General features: G+C 59.0%; 17 protein-coding genes and 2 pseudogenes. 6 read left to right on the plus strand and 13 right to left on the minus strand.

What is annotated here, in order from left to right; all coding sequences use genetic code 11:
- Positions 1-570 precede the first annotated feature (570 nt).
- From L0U84_RS43465 to L0U84_RS43510, 10 genes are all read right to left on the minus strand, one after another.
- Positions 571-879, minus strand: coding sequence for a hypothetical protein (locus tag L0U84_RS43465; RefSeq protein ID WP_233860320.1), 309 nt, complete (start codon positions 877-879; stop codon positions 571-573).
- 446 nt (positions 880-1325) lie between these two features.
- Entirely contained in the window at positions 1326-1676 is a 351-nt protein-coding gene (locus L0U84_RS43470; RefSeq protein WP_233860322.1) for a BBE domain-containing protein, read from the minus strand.
- A 451-nt stretch (positions 1677-2127) separates the two neighbouring features.
- Entirely contained in the window at positions 2128-2613 is a 486-nt protein-coding gene (locus L0U84_RS43475; protein WP_233860323.1) for a hypothetical protein, read from the minus strand.
- Between the two features lie 222 nt (positions 2614-2835).
- Entirely contained in the window at positions 2836-4299 is a 1464-nt protein-coding gene (locus L0U84_RS43480; protein ID WP_233860325.1) for an MmgE/PrpD family protein, read from the minus strand.
- Positions 4300-4905: 606 nt separating this feature from the next.
- Positions 4906-5355: a hypothetical protein gene (locus L0U84_RS43485; RefSeq protein ID WP_233860327.1), complete on the minus strand. Its 450-nt coding sequence runs from the start codon at positions 5353-5355 to the stop codon at positions 4906-4908.
- 439 nt (positions 5356-5794) lie between these two features.
- A complete protein-coding gene (locus L0U84_RS43490; protein WP_233860328.1) occupies positions 5795-7084 on the minus strand; it encodes an ABC transporter substrate-binding protein in 1290 nt (429 codons plus the stop codon).
- A 46-nt stretch (positions 7085-7130) separates the two neighbouring features.
- The gene (locus L0U84_RS43495; RefSeq protein ID WP_233860329.1) at positions 7131-7847 is read right to left on the minus strand and encodes an ABC transporter ATP-binding protein; all 717 of its coding nucleotides are present in this window, start codon (positions 7845-7847) and stop codon (positions 7131-7133) included.
- 2 nt (positions 7848-7849) lie between these two features.
- Entirely contained in the window at positions 7850-8608 is a 759-nt protein-coding gene (locus L0U84_RS43500; protein WP_233860330.1) for an ABC transporter ATP-binding protein, read from the minus strand.
- Positions 8605-9582, minus strand: a complete 978-nt coding sequence (locus L0U84_RS43505) for a branched-chain amino acid ABC transporter permease (protein ID WP_233860331.1) — start codon at positions 9580-9582, stop codon at positions 8605-8607. The genes L0U84_RS43500 and L0U84_RS43505 overlap by 4 nt, the downstream gene beginning before the upstream one ends.
- On the minus strand, positions 9579-10442 hold the full coding sequence (locus L0U84_RS43510; protein WP_233860332.1) for a branched-chain amino acid ABC transporter permease: 864 nt from the start codon (positions 10440-10442) through the stop codon (positions 9579-9581). Before L0U84_RS43510 ends, L0U84_RS43505 begins: the two co-directional genes overlap by 4 nt.
- Before the next feature lie 695 nt (positions 10443-11137).
- Here L0U84_RS43510 and L0U84_RS43515 point away from each other — a divergent pair.
- Positions 11138-13879 carry an ATP-binding protein gene (locus L0U84_RS43515; protein ID WP_233860333.1) on the plus strand — a complete coding sequence of 914 codons (2742 nt, stop codon included), beginning with the start codon at positions 11138-11140 and terminating at the stop codon, positions 13877-13879.
- An 810-nt stretch (positions 13880-14689) separates the two neighbouring features.
- On the opposite strand, the gene L0U84_RS43520 is transcribed toward L0U84_RS43515, so the two are convergent.
- Both L0U84_RS43520 and L0U84_RS43530 read right to left on the minus strand, forming a co-directional pair.
- Positions 14690-15820: a sensor histidine kinase gene (locus L0U84_RS43520; RefSeq protein WP_233860335.1), complete on the minus strand. Its 1131-nt coding sequence runs from the start codon at positions 15818-15820 to the stop codon at positions 14690-14692.
- Positions 15821-16544: 724 nt separating this feature from the next.
- Positions 16545-17481: pseudogene (locus L0U84_RS43530) on the minus strand (two-partner secretion domain-containing protein); the annotation flags it as partial.
- Between the two features lie 443 nt (positions 17482-17924).
- Between L0U84_RS43530 and L0U84_RS43535 the strand changes: the two are divergent.
- From L0U84_RS43535 to L0U84_RS43545, 3 genes and pseudogenes are all read left to right on the plus strand, one after another.
- Positions 17925-18837: pseudogene (locus L0U84_RS43535) on the plus strand (GDP-mannose 4,6-dehydratase).
- A 218-nt stretch (positions 18838-19055) separates the two neighbouring features.
- Positions 19056-19889 carry an SDR family NAD(P)-dependent oxidoreductase gene (locus L0U84_RS43540; RefSeq protein WP_233860337.1) on the plus strand — a complete coding sequence of 278 codons (834 nt, stop codon included), beginning with the start codon at positions 19056-19058 and terminating at the stop codon, positions 19887-19889.
- A gap of 135 nt (positions 19890-20024) precedes the next feature.
- Entirely contained in the window at positions 20025-20303 is a 279-nt protein-coding gene (locus L0U84_RS43545; RefSeq protein WP_233860339.1) for a hypothetical protein, read from the plus strand.
- Positions 20304-20547: 244 nt separating this feature from the next.
- Here the strand turns inward: L0U84_RS43545 and L0U84_RS43550 are convergent.
- A protein-coding gene (locus L0U84_RS43550; protein WP_233860401.1) for an IS3 family transposase occupies positions 20548-21758 on the minus strand; the annotation gives its coding sequence in 2 pieces (ribosomal slippage) (positions 20548-21452 and positions 21452-21758; 1212 coding nt in all).
- A 1085-nt stretch (positions 21759-22843) separates the two neighbouring features.
- Between L0U84_RS43550 and L0U84_RS43555 the strand changes: the two genes are divergently transcribed.
- Entirely contained in the window at positions 22844-23224 is a 381-nt protein-coding gene (locus L0U84_RS43555; protein WP_233860341.1) for a response regulator, read from the plus strand.
- Positions 23225-24628: 1404 nt separating this feature from the next.
- Complete coding sequence (locus tag L0U84_RS43560) at positions 24629-26629, plus strand: kelch repeat-containing protein (RefSeq protein ID WP_233860342.1); 2001 nt, start codon at positions 24629-24631, stop codon at positions 26627-26629.
- Positions 26630-26667 lie beyond the last annotated feature (38 nt).

Here is a 26667-nt window from a genome sequence, read left to right on the forward strand (position 1 = left end):
CCGGGAATGTGGGGTGGGTCAAGCGTTCGGGGTATGTCCGGTCGCTGCGTTGAGCATGTCTTGTGAACTGTCTTTTCATCTGCTGTAGGACAACCTGATTGCTATGTATCGACTCAAAGAAGTTCGCCCCCCGCTCTGGCACCGGCTGGCTGATCTTCGACCTTCACGGCGGCCTCCGTATTTTGCGAATTCTGCCAGGAGCAACAGGGCTCACGATGAAAGGGTACCAAAAGCTGAGTGATTCGAGATGGAATGCCGATGGCCGCTCCCGCCTGCGGGGTGGAAATCAGTTGCGCTTGCTAAAAACGACCAGGTGGCAGAGTGTGTCGTTGGACCGACCCGCGGACATTCAACGCTCCTCCTTCGAACCTCCGGAGCCGGACCTCGACCCGGACGACCCGAAGCGTGGTCGCGTGCGCGATGTAAGGTACAGGGGGAACAGCCTGCCCGGATGCGCGTTGCGGAATCTCGCCGGGCGCGGTGAGCATCGGCATTAATGCAATAGGTAGAACCATGGGATTTTCTTGCCGAACGTTTCTGATCGCTCGTGACGATACCCTCTGGCGGCTCTCAAGCACCAACCTCAACCGGATGCTGCGAGACCCGGCAAGCCACAGTCTGCCCGTTTTTGCGGGGCAGCGAGCGCGAATGGCCAGCGTCGTAGTCGAGCTCGTGGCCAGAAGCCCGGTGCGCGTCGTTCGGAACACGTTTTCCATGCTCACTTTCGATGCGGAAGGTCGCATCGACGCGAGCAGATTCGAACGGCAGCAATTTGCCCTCGTAGAGTCGATCGTCGCACCTGTCTTTGATGCATTCGATGAAGACATCAACCAAACGGTCGTCGACGCGACTTCCCGATTCATGGCACAGGGAGGTCAATGGGTTCCGTCACGCGCTTTGGCGCGCGTCATCGATCAGACCGCGTTGGGCCAACGACCGTGCCGACACCTATAAGCGGTCGCTCAAAGGCTGATCTGCGGCATCGAGTTGTCGATTCCCTCGAGTGTCGAAGGTGGCGCAACGGCGATTAGATCATACGGTCCTTGCGTAAGCTGCGACTCACGAGCGGTAAAATGCACGGTTACCCGAATGGCGTCTTTGGTCGATCCATTGCCGTAGCCGTGACGTCGTCGGATGCTTACTCATCGGCCAAAGCCGACGGCCACGCGTCGAAGCTGTTATGCCGGCTCACTGCTGGTCACCGGTCGTTCGCTAAGACCCGGGGGACGAACGTCCAACGAATGGGTAGTTGCGACCCTAGCGGTCTGTGGTCCGAATGGACGACGCGCGACCGCTGCAAGTCAATGAACGGACATCCCAAAAGATCACGACCGCACCGGCGTGAAACCGTCTGGACTCCAGTCCTCGCTGCCGACCCCGTGATGGACGAAAAAGAATCCCTCGGGGTCGTAGCGGTTCTTGATCGCTTTCAGCCACGCATAATTCGCCCCCCAGGACGCTTTGCGCCAATCTTCACGAAGAAAATCGACTTCCGAAAGATAGGCGCCCCCTTCTGGCGACAATGCTTTAAGAACAGCCGCAGCCTTCCCCACACGTTCGGCTTGGCGATGTGCCTCTGCCAAGTCAGTCGGCGTGACCGGGAGGCCCGCAAACGGCGGCGGACCGCCTGTAGCCACAATCATCAGGGCGAAGGCGTCGGCAACCTTTGGATTCATCGAGCACTGACGCGCCTGCTCATTCACCTCCGGGGGGCGCCCGCGAGTCCTTTGTTGGCATGCAGTTCGACGGCCTGAAAACGGGCTGCCTCCATGAGCGCCCCAGCGAGCCGATCGCGTTGTGCGGGTTCGAGAAGCGTCGCGGGCAGCCATTGTGACTCATAGCCGAACAAGAATAGCGAGGCCTGGTCTCCATCGCCTCGCCACCAACCGTGGTGGGTGGCCGCTCCAGCCCGTGGGTCAGGCACCAGTCCCGGATTGGCCTTGAGATCCCACCAGCGGCGTGCGGGACCGGCGCCGATGCGAGGTTCGTCGTTGAAGGTGAAATCCGTCGGCGAGGCTCGTACCCAATCGATGAAATGTGCCCAGGCCGATTTGGCCTGTTTGTCGTTGAGACCCTGGCAACACGAGATACCAAGTCTTCTGTCGGCGACGCCAATGCGGACGGTGGCTACTTCATGTCCCAGGTCACCTTCTGTTCCAGAATGACTGCAAATGTGCCAGGTGCAGGCGCACGCAACGGATGTCCGGAAAAAGTTCCAGCGCCAGTGATTCTCTTGTACTTTCCGGTTCCCCCGATCAACGTCTGGGCGTCCGTCGACACGGTGAGGTATATCACGTCGCCGTCGGTATCGGTCTCGGTGCATGAACCTGTCTCGGAATACTGGCCACCTCTCGAACCTTCAAAAAACAGACAATGAACTGACAGCTTATCGAAGGGCTGCCGCCCGTCGCTACTTCGAGTAATTCCGAATCCCTCGATCACCGCACCCGAGCCCTGCTCACCCATATCCATAGTGGATAAGACGTGATTGAGGTAATAGCCTTCGTACGTGGCACTACCGTGCTGGGGCATGTCGCTCTTTTGTGCGCATGCCACGCCGGCAAGGACTGAAAGCGATACGCCCAATATCACTGAGTTAAACGCGGCATTCATTCGGGACTCCGTCGTGGTCTATACTTCGAGCCTTGCATTAACCTATGGTTCGCTTTTCTTGACCGCCTTCGACACCATAGATATTCTTCTTCTGAGCCAAACTCGAATTGCCGATTCGACTCTTGAGGCAATACTCCGCTGCTCTCCCAGCTTCGCTTTCCGTTCATTTGCGAGTTGAATCTGCGGCTCTCTGCAATCATTGGTGACAGGCCAATCACAGTGTTAAGCCTTTTGAAGAAAAGGACGCAGGCCTCGCACATCGTTGAGTCGTTCAAGCGTCATTAGCCGTTCGATCAACCCAGCGCTATTTGCTTTGCCCAGAACCGGCTCAATTAGATCCGTCGCCTTGCGCACCACCTCGCGGTTGTCCATGGGGTTGTCGGCCGTGCCACGGACATGTGCGACGTGGTCTGTCAGCACCGTTCCATCGTTCAACGTAATTTCGACGATCGCGTGCCGGGCCGGCTCCAGGGCTTCCAACTCATCGCTCGGAATAAGCTTGACCTTGGCACGCACCCGCAAGACGTCGGGATCGCTCATGCGGGCCTTATCGTGCGCCGTCTGAAACGAGACGGTTCTATCGAGCAGCATGACCGCCACCATGTGCTGCAGGCAGATATCAGGAATTTCGCGGTTGTCTACGATCCGCGCCTCGGTGTGCGCAAGGCGCACAACGATAGATCTGACGTTATCCGGCTCTACTCGATGGTTCCTGAAAATATTGTCCATTGCATCCAGTGGCGCCTGAATGGGCGAGCCGACTGACCACTTCTTAATGTTGGTTCTGGCAATTTCGTAGCGATCGCCAAGGTCTTTGATCAGTTCGTCCAGATTGGCGCCGGGCGCGTAAGCAAGGAAGTAATTATCCGGGCCCGAAAAGATGTCATCGATTCCGGTAAAACCGTCGTGGACCAGAAGCGCCGACATCACTCCATTCTTCGCCGGCATTCCGGCGAAGACGAATGCTTTTTCCATGTGTTGGGTGTCGCGCGTCCAGGCCCCGATGCCGGCGGATTGCTGAGCCGTGTAGTCGAGCAGCCATCGCATCTGCTGTGCTCCAAGTCCGACGATACAGCCCGCTGCGACAGCCGAGCCGAAAACTTCGGCGATCGCATGCGTGCTCTTGTGGCTATTGTTGCGGAAACCAAGCGCACCGAAACTGATCGTCACGCGCGGACCGATATCGTAGCCGAGCGTAACGGCATGCAAAAAGCGGTTGCCATCGACTCCGAATTGCTCGCCCATAGCGAATGCCGCCGGCACAATCGCGCAGCCGGGATGGGATTGCGAGAATTCATTCGAATCGTCGGTCTCGTCCGACTGAGCAAGCATGGCGTTCACGAAAGCCGCCTCGACCGGAGTCGCGGTCAGTGTCGAAGCAACGATGGTCGCCATTCCTGCTGTTACATCGGCGCGCGCGTATCCCAATACGGCGCTTCCCGGAGGCAAGAGCGAACCGGAAACCATCGCCGCGAAAGTGTCGAGTATGTGTTGCTTGGCTATCTCAACCACGTCGGCGGGAAGGGGGCGGTTCCCCGCTTCAGCCAGATATGCACTGAGTCGAAGCATCACAGGGGAAGTTGCATTCGCAGCTCGGGCACCTTTCGGGATGGCGACGGCAGTAATGGCTCCACCTGCTTGCGCCAAAAGCCTTCGTCTGCCGATCGAGAAATTGCTATGGGCCATCTGAGCACTCCCCAATGTTGTTTTGCCGGCCGCATCGGCGCAGGGAGCTGCGCTGTCCGTAGCCTGCATGTTCCGCTTGAGACCACGTGCACCTGCAGGCTTACACGTCGAAGTTCCGACCGCCACAGCAGCAAACATCTGCTTCGGATCCGAGTGCCGCCGGTCACGACCGTACGAAATCTCCGGGCGATCAAGCCTCCTGCATCGGTAACGACGGGCACAAACTCCCGCACAACGCGCGGGGGAAATCTGCCCTGGGATGTCTGCAGCATCCCCGAACCTGAAGATAGAAGCGACGGACACGATGCGGGACGAACTGCCGCCTGCCGATCAGATGCCGCACGGAGACTGAAGGTCGCTGGGCTGACATTCTCAGCCCGGCGGGGATGAATGTCAGCATGCACAAAACGCACACAAGTCGTCCCGAGCTATCTCAGCCTATCCGGCGGCGGGGACGTTCACCTAGGTTCTTTAGTCAAGCGGCCGCTCTCCGGCGTTGTCTCGAAGAGCGGTGACGGGAGTTCATGGTCTGTGCAGCCCGCTTGCGCGTGCCCGGGCAGATCATCGACCCACCAGTCCCCAGTGTCTCGAAGCCTGCACCGTCGATCATCGGATCCGACCGGACAACCGGCCGACGAACTTCCACCCCTGATCGGCTACCCACACATACGTGAAGCCGGTGGGACCGTCGATGAATACGGTCATAGGGCGCTCCGATTCAGGCATCTCCTGCTGTCGCTCCGTCGAAGCGGGAGTGATTCGCGCTTCGTGCTGCTTCAAGGGCGCGGCATGGTCTTCAAGCCTCCAACCATCTTCTTTGACGTAAGTCAGCCGCGACGTTCCGCCCGACGGTGTCTGCAGCGTGAGTGTCAGCGGGCCGCCGGCAACGTCCGCCGGACGGGCGCCGCGCGGGTTCCCCGTGGCGCTCATCGATGCATCCGAGCCGGCCGCGGCGACACGCTCCACGGACGAAGCAGCCTGGCTTATGCCGCATGCCGCACAAAGCGTCATGAACGCTGCGAAGGCGAACGCTGCGCGCTTAATATGAGGTGTCATTTTTGTGTACCTCCTGGCTGGGTTGCAGGGGCCGTCCGCCCACGCGGAACCGTTTCAATGGCAGGCATTGGCAAGACCAGCATAGGCAGCGGGGACTCGAGCCGCACGAAGTTGCACCGAATAAACTCCGAAATTCTGCCGAAAGGCGAATCACGCCGACGGGACATTGAAAGCTGCCGGTACGATCCGGCTATGATCTCTGCTCCATTCGGGCACGTGTCGAACTCAAAGAGGACGCTGATCTGGCGCGCAAAATGCCTTCTTGCCGATACGTTCGCGGGGACGGCGAGACGACGACGGCGAAGTCGGTGAAGGCCACGACATGGTATCGATCGGCGCTTGCGCCGGCCTATGGCGGATCACGACGGTGCAGCCGGGAAACTCGACCCCGTCGCCGAGCACTTATGGTCTGCGCGTCGTGGCGGCACAGGGCGACAAGTCAAGCGCAGCGCGGGTTACCTGTGTCCTTTGAAATTACCGTCAAGTCTTCTTTCGGGATTCGGGTCGGCCTGCCAATATAAGGAAAGGCGCTGCCGTAGTAGCGTATCTCAGCGGGTATCTGTTCTGGATCGAGAATTTCTGATATGAACCCGGGACTCTGCATCTGGTGATCGCATGCCCGCATTTCTACGTCGCCCCAAAATGTTGCAAACGTGGCTCCCTCCCAGGTCGGAATCAAACTGGCTGTATCCAGAGTGGCTGCTCGCTTTATCACGTCACCGATCCACAGAATCGCATTTACAGTGAAACTAACAGCGCCGCCCGGATATTTGTAACTGATCGGTGCGTCGGGATAGTAGTCACGCCATTCCCGGATATACGCTTTGTTTTCAGGCGTGTCGATCGTCGCGTGGTAAGCGTCCGCGGTGATATGGCCGACAGCGGCCTTCTGTACCGCCTGCAATATTGTCGGGTCGTTGAGATAGTATTCACCCGTCTTCACGTTCCAGCCTAAGGACTTCCCCTGCTGAAGCAGCAGACGAAGATCCTGGCCCCAGTCTCCTGTGATGACGACGTCGGCACCGGACGCCATGATTTTGGTGACGTACGGAGCAAAATCCTGCACCTTTTGAAGAGGGTGGTATTCCTCCCCGACAATGCTCTGATTGGGCGCCTTGACCTGATCAAAAGCCTTTCTGAAGCCGTCGGCACAAGCGTGTCCGAAATTGTAGTCCTGGTTCAAAAGATAGAATCTCGTAGGCTTCTGCTTCGCCATTCTAGTGAAGTACACAGCGAGCATTCGTGAATGCATGTCAGTATTCAGGCAACAGCGAAAAGTTGTGTCCAGGAACTCTTCGCCCGTAAGTTCAGCCGCCTCCGAAGCGTACGTGATGAATATTTTTCGATTCCGGTTGGCCACCTGAGCGACTGCCTTCGCTACAGCCGAACCCGGACCGACAGCAAGAATGTCCACCTTCTCGCGATAGAGCAGATCATTCGCGCGGCGTGTGGCGACGTCAGGTTTGAGCTCACTGTCCGCCGGTACGATCTCCACCCGCCGCCCGAGCACTCCACCGGCACGATTGAGCTTGTAAGCGCCAAATCTGGCGGCCGCAACGAAAGTCTCTCCAACATAGGCGACCGGACCCGACAGTGGTTCGATCATCCCAATCTTGATTGAACTACTCTGACTCCAGGCAGGACGCGCGACGATCCACGGTCCAACGGTAACGGCGCCAGCCGCAGCGATGCCTTTCACGAAGGCGCGCCGATCAGTTCGAATGTTCATGCTTGGCTCCCTTGAAGACGCAGTCACTGACCTGAAGTGCGCAGGTTCATAACTCCAGATATCGCTTTCTGACTTCCTTGTCCACCATTAGATCCACTGCGCCGCCGGCAAAGACGATGCGTCCCTTCGACATCACGTAGAAGCGGCTTCCGAGCGACAGCGCGAGTCCCATGGTCTGATCGACGAGCAAGATGGCCGTACCGTCGCGGTGGGCGGCGCTGAGTATTTCTTCGACTTGCGTGACGATTGCGGGAGCGAGCCCCTCCGTTGGCTCGTCCACCAATAGCAGGCTTGGGTTGCCCATGAGCGCACGACCGGTGCAGAGCATTTGCTGTTCACCGCCGGACAATGTGCCCGCCCGCTGCGCCGCGCGCTCCCGCAGGCGAGGAAGGAACTGATAGACGCGCTCCAGAGTCCAGCGGTTCCCATTCATGACCCCGACTGACGGTGGCGCGTCTTTCATCCCCATCAGAAGATTTTCCTTCACGCTGATAGTAGGAAAGATACGGCGTTCCTCGGGCACATATCCAAAACCGAGCCGCGCAATGGAGTGAGTCGCCAGGTTGCTTATGTCTTTGCCATTAAAGACGACTGATCCTGATGCCAGTTTGACGAGACCCATCATGGACTTCAATGTCGTCGACTTGCCGACACCATTGCGGCCCAGAAGGCAAACCACTTCGCCATCGTCGACCATGAAGGACATGCCTTGAAGAATGTGCGACTTTTCATAGTAGGCGTGCAACTCGGTGGCTTGCATCATGATCATCTTCCTACGCGCGAGTTCGACCCCAGGTATGCTGATTGAACAGTCTTGTCATTGCGAATTTCATCCGGTTTTCCGCAAGCGAGCAACGTACCATGATGAAGCACACTAATGCGGTCGGCCACTGCGAAAACGACGTCCATGTCGTGCTCGATCATCACGAGCGTCCGGTGTTCGCTTATCTGGCGAATCAACTCAACGGCCTTCCGCGATTCGTCGACGTCGAGACCTGCGGTCGGTTCATCGAGCAGGATCAATTGAGGAGACGTTGCAATGGTGAGGGCAATCTCGAGCTGCCTCTGTTCGCCGTACGAAAGTGCGCATACCGGCGTGTCGCGTTTCTCGAGTAGCCCAAGCAGTCCCAAAACATCGTTTGTCTCCCGGACTACGGATTCCTGATGATTGACGACATGCCAGAGATCGAGTCGGCTGCCACGGCAGGATAAGACAGCGCTCCGAACGGACTCGAAGACTGTGAGGCGAGGAAAGGTGTTGATAGTCTGGAAGGAACGAGCAACACCGAGGCGGGCGATACGATACGAAGACATCCGCGTGATTTCTTTTTGCTTGTAGAAAACGCCCCCTTGCCTTGGACGCAAGCGCCCGCTGATGATATTGAACAACGTCGTCTTGCCTGCGCCATTCGGTCCGATGATCGCGTGCCGCTCACCCGGCAAGATACTCAGGTCGATTCCTGCCAACACACGAAACCCTGAAAAATCGTGATGAATTCCGCGGAGTTCGAGCGTGGGGTTCATGGCGTTCGCCTCGGCGACCGCCACAGTCCGATCAGGTGCTGGATTAGACCCGCCTGCCCGACGATGCCAACCAGACCGGTACGCATGAACAGTACTAGAAGGACGAATAGCAGACCGATCACGAACGTCCAGTGTTCGGTGTTACTCGACAGCCAGTTTTGCAGCAGGATATAAGCTCCTGCACCTAATAGAGGACCGGTAAGTGTACCGGTACCGCCGAGAAGCGCAATCAGCACCACCTCTGCACTGGTATTGAAATCCAGCGCCTCGGGCGACACCAACTCTTGAAAGCTTGCGAAGAGTCCGCCCGCGACCGCGGCTAACGAAGACGCAATACAAAACACGATCAGTCTCGTAGCAAAAACGTTGTACCCAAGGAATGCAGCCCGCTCGTCGTTTTCGCGCACCGTCACGGCGGAGTTGCCCAATGGTGTGCGCTTGATGTGCCATATGGCAGCAAGGCACAGCATCACCACCGTCAGTTCAAGCCAATAAAAGTGCCGTGGCTCGTTCATGTGCAAGACGATTCCACCGGGCAAGCTCAAGTCAGGGGGACGAACGCTCAGGCCGTCGTCGCCTCTCGTCACGGTCCGCCATTTCACTGCGACTGCATAGAGAAATTGACTGAACGCCAGCGTGAGCATCGAAAAGGCCGTCCCGCGCGCACGCACACAAAATACTCCCACGACGATCCCCAAAGATGCGCCAGCGAACGCGCAACCAATCAATGTCAGTGGAACGGGAACAGCACCGAGAAACTTCCATGTCAGACCGACTGCGTAACCGCCCACTCCGAATGCGGCAGCGTGACCGAAAGAAAGCATTCCACCATAACCGAAGAGAAGATTGAACGAGGCAGCAAATAGTCCGAAGTAAAGTATCTCGATAACAAGTCGCAGAGAAGATACGTCCAGAATCACTGGGAAAAGGTAGAGCGCCATCAGCGCTGATATCCATCCGGCAAGCTGGATCACGGCTTATTCCCCAACAGACCTTGTGGTCTGACTATCAGCACCGCCGCCATAAGAAGAAATTGAAAAACAAGGGCGAACTGTGGAACAAAAAGTATCCCAAATGACTTTATCTCTCCGGTCAGGATGGAAGCGATCAGTGCTCCGGAAAGCGAGCCGAATCCACCAATCACGACGACCACGAAAGTATCGACGAGAATTGCCTGTCCCATGGATGGATCGACCTGCAGGAATGGAGCCGCAACGACTCCGGCGATAGCAGCGAGCGCAGAACCAAAGCCAAAAACGGTGGTCATCACAAGGGCCGTGTCGATGCCCAGCGTACTTACCATTTCGCGATCCGATACGCAGGAAAGAATGACGATGCCAAGCCGCGTGCGTTTGAGGACGACTCCCATCAGCACGCAAATCAGACCCGAGAATGCGAGAATGAACAGGCGATATTTCGGGTATAGACCGCCCAAAAGGGGAATTGATCCGACCAGAAGCGAGGGTGTCGGAACTTCCAAGGTATAGTTGCCCCAGATCCACCGCGTCGCATCGGAGATCATGTAAAAGAGACCGAGAGTCAAAAGCAATTCGTATTCGTGTCCATGACCACGAATGCGCCGCAACAGCCCGTATTCCACCGCGGCGCCAAGTAATCCCACGATAGTGGGGGCAACGAACAGAGAAAGCCAGAAGTTCTCGGTGAGTGTGACAATTGCATAGGCGAGGTAAGCACCTAACATATAGAAGGCCGCATGAGCGATGTTCAGAACGCGCAGCAACCCGAAGATAAGTGTCAGTCCGGACGCAACCAGAAAGAGAAGCATCCCATAGACCAGGCCGTGGAGGGCCTGCATTGCGTAGAGACTGACCATGTCGCCAGTGACCTGTCTTTAACCGGTCATTCTGCGGATGAAGCGGCCCAAGTCATAGCTTCCTCCATTCAGTGACGTTTTAACCCGTATTCGTTGAATGTCACTCTAAAGTAAAGCTTAAGGACTGGAGCGAGTCGGTTAATCGTAAGGTTCAAGCTCGTCGAGATTCGTTCATACGCCCTGCAAGATTGAACCAGAGTGCAAGCCAACGATCTTTCTTGTCCTGCCAACAGCACCGATCAACAATGGAAGCGTCCCAATCATAATAGTTGATAGGCTGGGCAAACGACCGCGATTTTGGAAGTCAAAATCCGCCAAACGGGTCACACACGTCGAGATCGGATGTGCTCAATCATTCTTCGCTATCCGCATCTGTCACCGATCATGGCAAGCGTCTCCATCGTTCAATTTGAATCAAGTTTTCCAATAAAAGATTGTCTTTCACAGAGCGGGCAATGGGCGACGATCGAAGGCACATTTGCAGACGTGTTTGTCCGGGCTATTTGCGGCGCGGCAACAAAATAAATAGGTGCCGGAACGACGTCGCGCTGATCTGCGTGTTCAGCAGGTAGACGCAATACGTCCGAAATGACGTCAAACACTGGCGACCGAGTCATTGTCATCATATGCTCGATCAATAGATGACACGCACACCGGTGGTCAGGGAGGCGTCGACTCACGCGACGATAAGCCGAATGAACGTTGAACGATCATCGAAATTCGTAGCGATGGCGGACTCCGTCAGCGGCGCCGTCGTATCCGTACTGCACTACCCAGGATTCGACATCGATATAGGTCGCGGCGAACTACTCGTCGAGGAACGGCCGATGGCGCTCAGACCGAAGACCTTTGCGCTATTGCTGCATCTGGCGCGGCATCCTGGTCGCTTGCTTGGCAGAAGCGAGCTGATCGAGGCCGTGTGGCGCGACGTTGTAGTCACCGACGATTCCCTGGTTCAGTGCGTCAGTGAATTGCGCGCGGCTTTGTGCGATCGGAACCAGCGGTTGATTCGAACGGTGCCGCGCCGAGGCTATATTTTCGATGTGCGGCCCATCGGGTCGGTTTCCCGCGAAGGCCTGGACCTGCCGGCACCTTCACGATCGCGGGCGTTCAACGGCGATGTTGTCTCGCCGGAATGGGTTCGCGAAGCCGTGCCTGAGCACTCCCCTGGCGGTCTGGTCGATGTGGTCGCGAAAAGAGGGGCTTCTTTGAACCCTGGGTCGACTGGGACAGAGCGCGCTTCTTCGCCGCGATCGGCAAGGGCGGCCGGTAATCTGCCAGCCCAGATGCCACCGCTCTATGGACGTGCCGAAGACATCGCCGCGCTGGAGGGATTTCTGCAGGTGTCCCCAGTCGTGAGTGTGGTGGGCCCGGGGGGCATCGGCAAGACACGGGTGGCGAAGGCAGTAGCGCACGTGCTGCGCGACGACTATGCGGACGGCGTGTGGCTCGTCGAACTGGCATCGCTTGTGGATGGCCAGCTGCTCGTGCCGACTGTAGCGCGCGTGTTTGGACACCAGATAACGCTCGGAGCAACCGGACTTATGTCGCTGGTGCAGTTGGTCAAGGATCGGCGACTGCTGCTGTTGCTGGACAACTGCGAGCATGTGCTCGAGCAGGCGGCGGACCTGGTCACGCAGATTGTGGCGGCGGCACCGGGCGTGCGGGCGCTGGTCACAAGCCAGGAACCGCTGCACATCGATCAGGAGCAGATCTTTCGGCTCGATGCACTGGCGGTGCCCACGAGTGCTAACGAGACTGCGGCGCTTGATTATGGCGCCATTCAACTGTTCGTCGCACGTGCCCAGGCCGCCGACCCGGAGTTCACGATCGACAGATCCAATGCGAGCGACGTGGTCGAGATCTGCCAGCGGCTCGATGGAATCCCCCTGGCGATCGAGTTCGCAGCGGCGCGCGGCGCCGTCCTCGGAATACAAGGGCTGAGGCGGCGACTCGACGAGCGGTTGAGGCTGCTCGCAGGCGGAAGGCGAACCGCATTGCCCCGCCATCAAACTTTGCGGGGCGCGCTGCAGTGGAGTTATGGGCTGCTGACGGCACCCGAACAGACTGTGTTCGATCGGCTCGGCGTGTTTATGGGCACTTTCTCGCTCGAAGCTGCACAGTGCGTAGCAAGCGACCAGCTAATCGATAGCTGGGCAGTCATTGATCACCTGGCTTCGCTCGTGGACAAATCCCTGGTGATGGTTGAAGGCGGGGAGACGCCGCGATACCGGCTCCTCGAAAGCAGCCGGGCCTTTGCCTTGGAGCAGCTGACCAGCACTGGTTCGCTCGACGCGACGCGCCGGCGCCACGCCGAAGCGCTGGCGGAGAGCCTTACCGGAGACGACCCCTTCGAGGAGCCTTTGGCGCGGATCCGTCGTATCGCGCCCGACCTGGACAACGTACGCGCAGCCGTGGCGTGGGCACTGGGGCCAACGGGCGACCGCCAGATTGCGGTAGAACTGGCTGCTGCGACGGACATGCTATGGGATGCACGAGGCTTCAACGACGAGGGTGCGCGGCTGTACCGCACTATCGAGCCCTGGGTGAACGAGTCGATGCCGACTCGACTGGCGGCGCGCTTCTGGTTTGCCATAGCGGACCTGCGTATGCGCACCCAAACCAGGCGCCAGGCTGCGTCGGCGCTCAAGGCTGCTCACCTATTTCGATGCCTGAACGACCGATTCGGAGTCTTCAGGTCTATGACGCTTGCTGTGTACCAGTTTGCCATGCTGGCCGATCGCGACGCGGCGAAAGCAGCACTGACCGAGGCGGAAGCCCTGTGCGACGACGCGTGGCCGTCGTGGTTGCAAACCTCAATCAGTTTGTGCAGGGTGCTTTTCGCCTACTACATCGACGGCAAGCCGGGGGAGGCGAAAAGAATCGCCAATTCGGCGTTGCAGGGCCATCGGTGTGGCGACAGCTTCTTCGGCGACCGCTGTGAACTCATGCTTCCCGCTTGCGACCTGCTGGAAGGCGACTTTGCTTCTGCGTTGCGGCACTGTAACCGTATTCTTGACAGCTCGAGCGTGACGGAGAGTGTCCTGCTGCGGTCACAAACCCTGATTATGAGCGGCGCGGCGCTGGTTCATCTCGGCGACATCGAGGCGGCTGAACCTGCGTTGCGCAGTGCTTGCACGCTATCGATGCATGCAAGCGGTCCGATGACCTGTCCCTACTGCTATGTGGCGCAGTTACTCGTGCGGCAAGGCCGTCTTGCCGACGCCGCGAGGATCATAGCCTGGATCGACAACCGGCGGCTGCAGGCGAACAACGACTACCGCGATTGGATACCGCCGCATGCGGTGTTTAGCTACGAACAAGCGCGAAACGTTGTCGACTCCGCATTCACGCGTGAGGAACGCGATCGTTTGGCCAGCGAGGGAGCGCAGCTGAGTGTCGAGCAGGTGACTGCAATGGCATTCCCCAGGCAATAGGGCAAATGATGCGCTGGACGCGGACTAGCGGATAGTCAGCGTCCCGGGCGTCGAGGACAGTGTTGCGCACATCGACACTTGCGTGTTGCACAAATGCAGCGTTGCGATTGGTTTGGAAATCGCCCAGCCCATAGAACGGCAGTTCCTCGACCATCAGACGCGCAACGATCTGCGTCTTGCCCGCGACCTGCCTCGCCGTCTTTTGAGCAAGGAGTTCCTGTTGACCAATCAGGAACGCGAGCAGCTAGAACGAGCGGCTCGCCGGAACCCTGTTCGAGATAGTGGGCGACCCGCTTATTTGACAGCGGCAGGGTTGGACGCATGGCACCCGTTAGTCGCTGTCGTCGTTCCAGTTGGGCGCGATTGTAAGGCGCTCGCTCGCGGGCATGATGATCGGCCGCGACGACCAGCGGTCTGCAGCCTGCAACAGTCCGAATCCGGGCCATGAGCGGGGCCATTCGCGGTACCAAAGGTCGGACGTTCAGGCGCCGGCTTAGCTCTGCAAACGTCCATTGGACTGCAAAGACGAAAGTAACTTTCTCGGCCATTCCCGACACTCAGGCATCGGCGCCCGTGAGGCGGCAGCACGTCGCTTTCCCGACATTCGCCCCTCGGTAACCGCGAATGTCAGGTCTCACGCGGGCGTAGGCGCAGTTTCGACCCGCAGCCGACGTTCGACGGCGCGCCCACAGCGAGTCAGCTTTTTGAGTACAGCGGCCATTCGAAGCACGGGCCCGGTCGGCGACCGATCTGGAATGGCAGCATGAGCGCCAAATTCCGCTGACAACTCCGTGGTGGAAGGCAGTTATGTCAGAGCACGGGCGATGGAAAACGGGGGATCTGCACCGTGAAGCTGGTCCCGCCTTTTGTCGATTCGACCTGTATGGTGCCGCTATGTGCACGTGCGATGCACCGGCAGATGTAAAGGCCCAGCCCCATGCTCGAAGATGGTCCACCTCGCCTGGGCAACTGGTTTTCCCGCGTCAACGGATCAAAGAGCGTGGGCAGCGCGGCCGCCGGTATCGGGTTGCCGCCATTCGACACGACGAGAGTCAACTGCCCGTCGTGACCGAGGGCATTCACGCTTATATTTCCTGACCCGTGCTGGACTGCGTTCACGAGGAGGTTAACCACCAACTGACCGATACGGGCGCCGTCCCACCTGCCATCAAGCTCGCCCGCAACACGCACGTCGATGGATGCACTCGGATACGAAGCGCGTACCTCATCCGCCGCATTGTTGCAGATGCGCCCGACATTCTGCGGCGTGAAATCGACTGGAAGCGTGTCACTCAGGCGGGCACGCGCAAAGACGAGAAGATCCTCAATCATGCGCTGCATGCGCACAGCGCCGCGTTGCGCGATCGCAGCCGCTCTTGCGCTGGATGACGACAGGCCGTCGTCATGCAGGACGACCTCCGCGGAATTCAGTATCGCACTCAGTGGGGAACGCAGATCGTGCGCCAGCACGCCGGCAAACAGATCCCGGATGCGCTCCGTGCGTTGCGCGTACTGCCGGACTGATTCCGCGAGCATCTGATCAACTGCTTCATTGAACCGGATCATCTCCTGCGCAGCCGTAGCGTCGTTCGGCGACGTCGGCAGCCATCCCCGCAGCACACTGGCCCGCAGGGCACGGTATTCCGCCACCACATCGTTGATCCCGTAGCCATGCGCGAGACGGTCGTCTGCGTGCTCGCGGGCGACCCTGTTGAAATCAGATTCTGCATCGTGCCGGCCGCCGCGCGACTTGGCCATCTGCTGCGCATCGGTTTGCAGTTCGCGCATATCTGCCGCGATCCGGATCAGGATGTCACAAGCCGAGTTCCGCAGTTGGGTATCGGAGAGATGGCTGCTCTTCAGGCTGACCGTCCGCGCATACTCCGTCCAGTCCGCAACCAGCGAAGAAAGATTGGTTTCAATAAAGTCCGACAGGCTCATAGCTCCTCCGGTGCTTACCGGCGCCAAGCGATATGCAAGTTGTTGCCCAGTGCCGCGTTCTCGCGCTGGTGCCGGAGCGGATGGACCCGGCATATTGCCATTGTAGCTTTTACCACCCAGGACAAATTCGCCATCTGCGCTGAGGGGATTGCAGGCGTGGGAGGTGGCAGACAGGCTCCGTCCTCGATTCACTGCTGCGTCCGGAAAAACCGGAATCACATAGCAGCACGGACAATGACCGCCCGGGCATCCCGATTGCTTTCCGATCTGCAAGATCTGGCACTTCTCGACGGACGGAGGTGATCAAGCAGATGATGACAAATGTCAAAACGGGGCTTGCAGAGATGAAGAGCCCATATACGTTCCTTACGGCGGACGCCGCGATTGCCCATCTCGAGCGGATCTTGTCCGCTGATGGCGCAGAATCACTTTTCAGCCGGACCTACTGGCGAGCACGTGTCGAGCAGGTGAGCGCTACGCCAGGCCTGACCCCGGAGCAGCGAGCAAGACTCGTGAAACTCCTTCAATCTATCCCCCGCTTGAGGGCAGAACCGAGCTTCTGAACATGGGCGCTTGCCGCCGCGCACGCGTTCAGCGCTTGTCACATTTTTGCATCCCGAAGGAAGAACGACCACGGCAACGCGGAACTCGCGAAGAACTCGTCTGCCGCGTCGTGCGACGCGTCTGATGCTCATACGAGCGTCAGTGCGATGGCATGATTCACTGCCCGGTGCCTTGCCTGCGTATCGACCGTTCCGCCGCTGCCGTCCGCATTGCTTGCAGCGATCTTGCCGAGTTGCTCGACACGGCCGCTGTCAGCGACCAGCCAGACGTCGCCATCGCGGCTCGCGGTGCCCGTCGCGCGGATACGCGTGCCGCTGCCTGCGAGCGCATACACGTTGCCGTCGGCCGCCTGCAGGCTGATCTGCGCAGCCTCGACTTGCCCCTTGTTGACGACGCTGCCCTGACTGCCCGTCTGCACGAACACCTGCCTGCTGCTGGCTGAGTCCTGCAACAGCACCGTGTCGCCCGCGGCCAGTTCGGCCGTGCCGTTCGGCGCCGTAATAGTGCCCGCGTTGATCACGGCGCCCCGCGCGATCAGGAACACGTCGCCGCCGCTCGAGCTGATCTTGCCGAGGTTGACCACGCTTGCGTCCCGGTCGCCCGATAGCGTGAGGGAACCACCGCCCTGCATGAACGCGTCGTCGCAGACATCGAGTGTTGACGCAACGAAACGGCCACCGGTGCTGATCACGCCCGATGGACCCACGACGATGCCTTGCGGATTGATCACATACAGGCTGCCCGTTGCACTGAGCCTGCCGACGATGGCGGACGGCGAGCCCCCCTCACACCCGGTTCAGCGTCGCACCGGAGCCGTTATCAAACGTCACGCTGTTGTTCCTGCCGACCGAGAAGCTGTTCCAGTCGATCACGCCACGCGTCGAACCTGGCTGGGTAATCAGCAGTCCGTTGCCCTGGGCGGCTATCGTGCCCGTGCCGGCGACGTAACCGCCGCCTTGCGGAAGGGGTCCTGCCGCGAACGCTGATGTCAAGGACAGCTCAGTGAGCGAAATGCCGATGACGAACCAGATGCGTGCTCTCGACGTCTGCCGGTGCAGTGCGCGTCGCGCGGGCCGGGGTAGTCCTGGATGTGACATACAGCCCCCTTTCCGCGTGCGCGCGGAATGGCTGCCGACGACCCGCAGAGCCAGCCTGACACGCGTGAGTCGCAGCGTCTGAAGAATAGCAGGTGGAACCGCGGATGCATGCCGATATCTCAGCGTTTAGCGCCTTCTTGTGGGACTTTTGTGCCGGTTTCTTTGCGGAACCGATGGTGCACGCTGACAAGATCCGACGCCAGATTGCGTAAAGGCATCAAGGACTGCATTTCTGCCGTGTCGGTTTCGAAGTGAGCTTTCGATGACCGTCATGTCTCCACTCGCCTTTGAGAGGCATATGTGTCCTCGGCCACATATTGGTCACAACGTCTTCAGAAAACCTTCAGCTTTCGAATTTAACGTTTGCGAACGATTGAGGTAGAACAGCGGGCGGCCAAGGTAGTAAGTGGTATGAAAGGACGATCTCCGTGGAGGAGGAAAGCATGTCGTTTTTTCCGGCGTTGCAGCCAACCCGCACGCTGGTTACCGGTGCGAACGGTTTCACGGGCCGTTATCTGGTCGAGATATTGCGCGCCCGTGGCCACACCGTGATCGAGACGGTACACGCCCGCGACGAAGCGGAAACGCCGATGCGGCTATGGCTAGACATCACGTCGCCGGATGCGTGCCGGCGCGCGATTGATCACGTGCGACCCAATTGCATCGTGCATCTGGCCGCGATCAGCTTCGTCGGACACGGCGATCCTCAGGACTTTTATCGTGCGAACGTGGTAGGCACGCTGAATCTGCTGGAAGCCTGCGCGCACATCGGTCATACGCCGCGCAAGCTGTTGATTTCGAGCAGCGCGAACGTCTACGGCAATGTCACCAGCGACGCGATCGACGAAACCTTCCCGCTCCGGCCGGTTAATCACTACGCGGCAAGCAAGGCGGCGATGGAAAAGATGGTGCGCACCTGGTTCGACCGACTGCCGATCCTGATCGTGCGGCCGTTCAACTACACCGGTCGCGGGCAAGCCTCGGAGTTCCTGGTACCGAAGATCGTCGAACATTTCGCGCGTCGTGAGCCGTCGAATCGAACTGGGCAATATCGACGTGGCGCGCGATTTTTCCGACGTGCGTTACGTGGCGAGCGTGTACGAAGCACTGCTCGATTCGCCGGTTGCAGCGGAGACAGTAAACATCTGCACAGGTAAGCCTTATTCCCTGCGCGACATCCTGTCGACGGCGAGCGATCTGACGGGCCATGAAATGGAAATCCATGCGAACCCTGCGTTGGTCCGACAAACCGAGGTGAAGATGCTCGCCGGATCGGCGGCCAAGCTGCGCTCGCTGGTGCCGGCCGTCGAGTCCATCCCCTTCGTCGACACGTTGCGATGGATGCTCGCAGCATGACGGGCGGCATGCGATCCGGAGATCCCTCGTTGTATTGTTTGTCGCAGGCTGGTGCGCGCGCGTTTGTTCATCGGAGCAATCGTGTTTCTCATGCAATTTCTGACACTTGACGTATGCACGTGTGGCGAGGCGATCACGATCGCGCTGCGGTCGCCGTGCTAGCTGGAGTGGGCATTACGCCGAAGGATCTCTCTACCTTCAAGGGATGGGCGACAGCCATGGCCGTTCCACAACTGAAAGACAAGTGGGTATTGGTGACGGGCGCGGGTTCCGGCATTGGCCGGGCAACGGCTATGGCGTTTGCTCGCCTTGGCGCCAAACTCGTGATCGCGGACAACAACCCGGAAGCGCTCGATGAAGTTGGCCTGGCGATAGCCCGGCTGAGACTCGAATGCCTTGCATTCCAGGTAGATGTTGCCGACGAAGCGGCAATGCTGAGGTTCGCCCACGCGGTGCACGTCAGGATCGGTGCCATCGATGTGCTCATCAACAATGCTGGCATTGGTTACCATGGGCCCTTCCTGTATAGCCCGCTGAAGTCGTGGCGGCGCGTGCTTGATATCAACGTCATGGGAGTCGTGCACGGCTGTCACGTTTTCGGGCAACGTATGGTGGATGCTGGCGGTGCGCGGCAGATTGTCAACGTCGCGTCGCTCGCCGGTATTGCGCCGACACCGAACACGAGTGCCTATGCAGCGTCGAAGCATGCTGTGATGGGCCTATCCGATGTTCTGTCGATGGAGCTGGCGAATTCAAAGGTGGGCGTTACAGCCGTTTGCCCCGGCATCATCAATACACCGATCACAACCGCTGCAGGCGCAATCTCATCGGCCATTTCCGTGGCCCAGACCGACAAGCTTCGTGCGTACTATGAGAGGACCGGTGCCTCTGCGGACGTTGTTGCGCAGGCGATCGTAGATGCGGTGCGAAGCGGGCGCTCGCTCGTTCTGGTTGGTCCTTGCGCCAAGCCGATGTATCACTTGAAGCGTCTGTCACGCGCGCTTGCGAGGGCGGTCACGATCAGCGATGCGAGAAAGAACGGCTATCTTTGACGCCCGTGCTCGGGTCTTTGAACCCGGTGCCGGACGGCCTTCTCTCCAATCTTTTGAGGGCCTCCAGCTATGATCAGGATCGCCTACCTCATCGATCCGTGGACGCGCACAGTGCAAGAGGTAGGGCGTACCGCAGTGGACGCCCCAGGTGTACTGCGGGAAATCCATTCCCTGATGCACTGCGACTACATCCAGGCTGTGCGCCTGCATAACGCTGGCTCGGACGTCATGTATCTGGACGAGGACGGTTACCGGAAGGACGCGCAGGTCTTCTTTCACTGCCGACTGTGGTCGGATCAAACGGTCGCGGGTCGTGCGCTGTGGGTCGGTAAGACAGCGGACGGCGACGACGCCAGCCCCTCGACGCCGCTCGACTCTGTGCGTGCGCACATCGTGTGGGGCCGTTTCGAATAGACATCGATACACGCGAAGGCCTTACAACGATGACAAAAATCTGAACCCTCTGCCCCGCGCGAGAGCTGCGAATTCGTTCGGCGCTTCGGATAGTCGAACATGACAAATGAAAGAAGTTGCCACTTCCAAACGCCACCCAAAACCCGTTAGCTTGTAAGCGTGTCGATGTGCTTGCAATTACCCACTTCATTTTAGCGCGAGCTCATAGCCGAGTGGATTTGCCCCTGTACCTCCGGACACCGCCTCACACTTGAGTTGATGAATCGGTCCTGCGCCTGAACTCGCGTGGCGAGCGATACTTCAGCGCGCTATGAGGGTGCTGCTCGTTGTAATGCTCGAACGCGACGGCTAGATTGCGCGCTGCGGTTGCTGCGTCTGGTTTTGGCATGAAGGCAACATAGTCGCGCTTCATCGTCTTCACGAAGCTTTCCGCCATGCCGTTACTTTGTGGGCTGCATACCGGTGTGGTCAATGGCTTCAGGCCAATGTCTGAAGCAAAGGTCCTTGTTTTCTCTGCTGTGTAACCCGAGCCATTGTCCGTCAGCCATTCGATTTCCGACGGCGCCTTCAGGACGTTACCGAACCGGTTCTCAACGGCGGCCAGCATGACATCGCGCACCACGTCGCCACTGTGGCCACCGGTCGTTGCCGCCCAGCTCATCGCTTCGCGGTCGCAGCAATCCAGAGCGAACGTGACACGCAGCGGTTCACCGTTGTCGCATCGAAACTCGAAGCCGTCAGAACACCAACGTTGATTGCTCTTCGCCACGGCGACCGTGCCATCGTGTCGGCGCTGAGGGCGCGGCGGTGCCGCGCGGCGTTCCATCAGCAAACCGTGGACGCGCATCACCCGGTACACCCGTTTGGCATTGACGGGCGCCGCGCTACGGCTCTCTCGCTGCCGACGCAACAGGCCCCACACACGACGGTAGCCATAGCTAGGCAAATCAGCAACAGCTAGTCGAATTTCTTCCACCAGACCGGCGTCGCCTGTCTTTCGAGCCGTACGCCCGTCGCGCCAGTCAGGTGGACGCGCCAGCTTGTCCGCCACATTCGAGCGCGCTACACCGAGAACGTCACAGACCCGCTTCACTGGTCGTCCCCTGGCAATGAGGGTGAGCGCGCAATCCATTTTCGCGACTTCGCCACCTCCACTGCCTCACGAAGAATCTCATTCTCCATGGTCTTTTTTCCGAGCAGTCGCTGAAGCTCCCTGATTTGCTTGAGTGCATCGCTCAACTCCGAAGCCGGTACGACTTCCTCGCCGGCACTGACGGCCGACAGGCTGCCGTCCTGATACAGCTTGCGCCAATGAAACAGCTGATTCGGATTGACGCCGTGCTGGCGTGCAACCACCGAGACCGACTTACCCGGCTCGAAACTCTCCCGCACCATCGTCAGCTTCTCTTCCGCTGACCACCGCCGCCGGCGCTCCGGCCCCGTCAACACTTCCATCACTTCTTGCTTGTTGTTAGTCAAAAACACAGTCGTATGCCTACCCGCTATTTTAAGTGGGAGACTGTGTCCGGTGATTCAGGGGGCCGTTCCACCGAGCTCGCCGATCATTCAATGCCCATAAATGCGACCGCCTGCGGAGCGGTTCAGCGCAAACGGATTTTTAGTTACCGATTGCGGTGCGCCTTATACGGATTCGCTCATAGGTTCGTAGCCGCAATCGCTAACCAAAAATCCCTCTGCCTTATGGAAAGCTTCACATAAGGCCGATGAAGGAGCGTTCGTCTTCGACACTCGGATGGCCGGTTACGGGGCAAAGCCGACGCCTGAACGTCCGACCGACGACGCATGTGAATGACGGATTGTGGCCGTACCCGGTCCGACGATGAACTGACGGTGCGCTCCACCGATGATGCCTCCGCATCGGGCAGCAGCCGACCCACATCTGCTGCTCAAGTTGTCGGGACATCAATGGCTGCTTCCCGGAGTAGAACAGCCCGCGCATCTCCCCAAGATTGCGGGCGCATGGTCAGCCTTTTCGGAAGCGTCTCACTCTACTCGGCATAGTTTGGACTGCGCGAATTAAACGGGCATTGGCGGCGCCTTGACGCATACAAATTGCTTTCATCATCCTATATAGTTGAACTGTCAACTTTGCAATGATGCAAATCAACTTTGATAGAGAAACCGATGTTTCACAAAGTCATTCCGGGCGGACTCTCGGGATCCGCGCGATCGAACCGGCGCATGTTAGGACGGATTTGATTTGATATGGTGACACGTAGCAAATGGGCTAAAGGCATGAGTATTCCCTACGAATCTCTGACTCCCCTCGAAATCCTCTTCGACGGCGCCAGGCACACGGCACGTATGGGGTGATGACAGGGTCGGTCATCGTCAACTACGGAGGGTAGATCAAGGTCGCTTCGTTTGGCATGGATCGCCCGGACGTGGTCGCGAAGTGGCTCCTAACCGATCTCGTCCGGCGAGCCAAGTCGAGTAGGCGAAAGCGCCCACTCGATTGAGAGCGTCGGTACTCGAAGAATTTATGACAGTTCGTGCGGACTCGTAATAGGAAATATTGAATGAACGTGCTCGTCGTTGACGACAATGAGTCTGTCGCGGACAGTCTCGCTTTCCTGCTGGACTGCTATGGCCACCAAGCTGCTGTGGCCTACGATGGCGAAACTGCGCTCACGCTCCTTCGTACCGACGCTTTTGAAATCACTTTCCTTGACGAGAACCTGCCCGACATCAAAGGCAGTGCTGTCGCACGGTCGCTGAGGGAAACGCCGACTCGCTCCGGAGCTTTTCTCGTCTCAATGACGGGAGACGCTGACAGTCAGGGAGACATTGCCCGGCTCTTCGATGTCTGTCTGCAGAAGCCGTTCTCCTGCGAGGCACTCATGCAGGCCATCGAAGACGCTCGCTGTAGCGGCGATACGGATACTCTCCAGGCCGCCTAGACAAACTGTTGTGGACGGAAGCGCACGCAACCCACAGTCGGAGGTTCAGCGGCAAGCCTCTTCCGGTCACGGAGCAAAACGAGCGGCAGCTTTCAGCATGAAAGTGACTTTTGAATGTCCGGCCGAGTGAGCGGGCGAACAACTGAACATCGTTTCTGCGGCCCGGCTCACCACGTCTTGGTGCCCCAGGAGCCCCTGTTGCGTCCGCATGTTGCAGGTAGTTAATATGTCAGCCTCAACCTACGAACCGGAGAAAGGGATGCCGGGCTGTACAGTTGTCAGAGGCAGCCACACATACCGAGTCACCACCATCGGCGTGGCGGAGGGACGATACACGTTCGAGATCGTTCATATTGACCGTTCCGGAGACGTTTCCCGTGAAAGGCGCTACCAGCCTGGAATCGCCTACGAGACGGAAGATACTGCGATAGAAAATGGCCTTTACGTGGCCGAAGAGTTGGCTCAGAAACACACAGAGTGACATGCTGGAATCCTGCCCTTCACACGGTGACGGACAGACATCCACGTGGCGAGCTAGAACCGCTCGTGAGATGCGGGTAGTGTGTTGAGACCACAAGGGATTCCAGCGACTTCAGCGCGAGCTTTTCCGCACGGACATGCGGGACGTCAGGAGGCTGGGGCCAAAAAAACGGCGCCCAGTCGACGGTGCGCCGTTCAAGTGGACTACCCGACTTGCCGGGAACACACACGCACCCGGCAAACAAAGTGTAAGCAGCGCGCCCCTTGTGCGTCACGCACCGCGATTAGTGAAATTCCGCCAGTCCACCGCACGCCGCTATGTGCGGCGCATCAATTGCGGGGGCGCTTGCAATTTTCGGATTCGCCGGCTCTAATCATCGCGGGACGCGGACAGCGTTTCCGAGTGTGGATAAGCGTGTTTGTCGGCCCTTAGCGGGCCGATTTTTTTTGACCGTTACCGGTTGCGTGCTCGGTTCCGATACAGAGTCGGGGTCGCTTTCGCGCAGGAATGTCCGGCAAGGGTCTGCCTGGCGAGCCGGAAGCCGCTCGCGGACTGCTGTTGGCAAGGGAGATCCACCGGATGTGCCAGTGGTCTTCGGATTTCGAATGTCACGGACCGACCCTCAACGGTCGGTCGTCACCTAGCGCTTGCGAGGTACAACCGCCCTTCAATTTGTTTCCTAACCACAGGGTATCCGCGCAGCCAGCGCGGAATCTCTGAAGGAGCCAACGGAACCGAGGCAAGCTGGGATAGTCCGTTCAGAAGCAAAAAAAGTTGAGCACCCACAGTGGGCAACGCGAAGAGAAGACAAATAAGCCATCAAGCGCTCGCTGCAATTTTGTCTGATTTTTTCTCCACGTGACCTAAGCTGATAAAAGTGAGCGAGGGTCGAATCCATGCTTATCAGACGAGTCGTGACTTGCGTGCTTCTGCTTGCCGCGATGCTGGCGGCGGGTTGCCAAGGTGGCGGTAACGGTCTCGACAACGGCAACGGCAACGGCAACGGCAACGGCAACGGAAATGGCAATGGCAATGGCAATGGCAATGGCAATGGCAATTGCACGGCATTGGTGGCGCCGGCCGGGTTGACCGAACGCGATGTAGCAGTTGTCTATGCGCAAGGCACTGAAATCATTCCCAATACGCTCAGCGATATCAGCAGCAGCAGCGGTAGCAGCAGCAGCATCAGCGGCCCCATCGCGCAGTGCAGCGTGTCCTCGCCTCTGCCCGCGGGGCTATCGCTCGACCCGCAGACCTGCGCAATCAGCGGCACGCCAAACGGCGTTTCTCCCGACACCATCTACACGATCAACGCCAGCAATGCGGCGGGTAGCGAGTCCATCAGGGTCGAGATCGAGGTCAAGCCCGAAGCGGTCGCCCCGGAAAGCCTGAGCTACTTGAACGCCGCTGTGATCTATACGACCAACGCACCGATCATTCCCAACACACCGATCGCTACCGGCGGACAAATCACCCTGTACAGCATCTCGCCGGCCCTGCCCGTGGGGCTTCAGTTCGATGTGCAAACCGGTGTCATTTCCGGAGCACCCCTGGCAGTCAGCCCACCGGCCGTCTACACGGTGACCGGCAGCAACAGCGCCGATTCTGTCGAGACCCGGCTCACGATCGAGGTGCACGCTGTAACTCAGCCACCGGCGAGCCTCAGCTATTGGGATCTGGCTCCGGTCTATGTCGTGGGCCACCCCATCTCATACGACGAGCCACTATTCACTGGCGACGAGATCACCTTCTTCTCGGTGTCGCCAGCGTTTCCTGCCGGATTGAGCCTGAATCCGCAGACGGGCGCGATCAGCGGGACGCCGACCGCGGTGCAGCCGCCGACGACCTATACGATTACCGGCGGCAACAGCGCTGGCAGCGTCACGGTGCAGATCGTCATCGGTGTCGACGACCCCGTGACGGGAGAGTGGACACCTGCTGACTCAATGAATCAGGCACGGTTCCGGCACACGGCCACGCTCCTGCCCAACGGCCAGGTTCTCGTCGCCGGGGGAACAAGAAAGCAAGCCACTGCCTCTGCCGAACTGTACGATCCGGCCGCCAACACCTGGACATCGACCGGCAGCCTGAGCCAGGCGCGCCAATCCCACTCGGCGACGCTGCTCTCCGACGGCCGCGTGCTCGTGGCGGGCGGATTCAAAACGGGCGTGGGCAGTGAACAGTCGTCGGCAGAGTTGTACGATCCGGCCACGGGTAGCTGGTCGTCCACCGGCAGCATGACCGATGCGCGTGATCTGCACACGGCCACGCTGTTACGCAACGGCCTCGTGCTTGTAGCGGGTGGCGAGGGCAAGGCGGGAGCCCTGTCGTCGGCCGAACTGTACAACCCGGCTACGGGAAACTGGTCGCCAACAGGTAGCATGACGCAAGCACGCTTTTCCCATACTGCCACGCTGTTACCCAACGGCCTCGTCCTCGTCGTGGGCGGGACGAGCGATTCAGGCATCCTTTCTTCGGCGGAACTCTACAATCCGGCAACCGGGACATGGTCGCCCACGGGTAGCATGAGTCAGGTGCGCACCGACTTCGCCACCGCGTTGCTACCTGACGGAACGGTGCTGGCGATAGCGGGAACCGACGGAAACACCGAGCTGTCGTCAGCCGAACGGTACAACCCCGCCATCGGTACATGGACGCAGACCGGCAGCTTGATCCATGCGCGCGACTTCCTGACTGCCACGGTGCTGCCCAACGGCCGAGTACTTGCCGCTGCCGGTCTGGCGGCCGGGAGCGATCTCTACTCTGATGAGCTCTACGATTCCGCTACGGGCACCTGGACGCAGACAGCCAGCATGAGCCTGGCGCGCGAGCAGCATACGGCGACGCTGCTAGCTGACGGTAGCGTGCTCATAGCCGGGGGAGTCGGTCGCGGAATATTCGCTCACGCCGAACTTTTCCACTGATACGAGGATGCTGATCGCGACCTGTGGTGGCAATAGAT

The organism is Paraburkholderia sp. HD33-4 (assembly GCF_021390635.1).
Taxonomy (GTDB): Bacteria; Pseudomonadota; Gammaproteobacteria; order Burkholderiales; family Burkholderiaceae; genus Paraburkholderia.

Excerpts from the sequence above, each read along its gene's own strand:
- L0U84_RS43470 (WP_233860322.1), bottom strand. The coding sequence starts at position 1,676 with ATGAATCCAAAGGTTGCCGACGCCTTCGCCCTGATGATTGTGGCTACA.
- L0U84_RS43475 (WP_233860323.1), bottom strand. The coding sequence starts at position 2,613 with ATGAATGCCGCGTTTAACTCAGTGATATTGGGCGTATCGCTTTCAGTC.
- L0U84_RS43480 (WP_233860325.1), bottom strand. The coding sequence starts at position 4,299 with ATGGCCCATAGCAATTTCTCGATCGGCAGACGAAGGCTTTTGGCGCAA.
- L0U84_RS43485 (WP_233860327.1), bottom strand. The coding sequence starts at position 5,355 with ATGACACCTCATATTAAGCGCGCAGCGTTCGCCTTCGCAGCGTTCATG.
- L0U84_RS43490 (WP_233860328.1), bottom strand. The coding sequence starts at position 7,084 with ATGAACATTCGAACTGATCGGCGCGCCTTCGTGAAAGGCATCGCTGCG.
- L0U84_RS43495 (WP_233860329.1), bottom strand. The coding sequence starts at position 7,847 with ATGATGCAAGCCACCGAGTTGCACGCCTACTATGAAAAGTCGCACATT.
- L0U84_RS43500 (WP_233860330.1), bottom strand. The coding sequence starts at position 8,608 with ATGAACCCCACGCTCGAACTCCGCGGAATTCATCACGATTTTTCAGGG.
- L0U84_RS43510 (WP_233860332.1), bottom strand. The coding sequence starts at position 10,442 with ATGGTCAGTCTCTACGCAATGCAGGCCCTCCACGGCCTGGTCTATGGG.
- L0U84_RS43515 (WP_233860333.1), top strand. The coding sequence starts at position 11,138 with ATGAACGTTGAACGATCATCGAAATTCGTAGCGATGGCGGACTCCGTC.
- L0U84_RS43520 (WP_233860335.1), bottom strand. The coding sequence starts at position 15,820 with ATGAGCCTGTCGGACTTTATTGAAACCAATCTTTCTTCGCTGGTTGCG.
- L0U84_RS43540 (WP_233860337.1), top strand. The coding sequence starts at position 19,056 with ATGGCCGTTCCACAACTGAAAGACAAGTGGGTATTGGTGACGGGCGCG.
- L0U84_RS43555 (WP_233860341.1), top strand. The coding sequence starts at position 22,844 with ATGAACGTGCTCGTCGTTGACGACAATGAGTCTGTCGCGGACAGTCTC.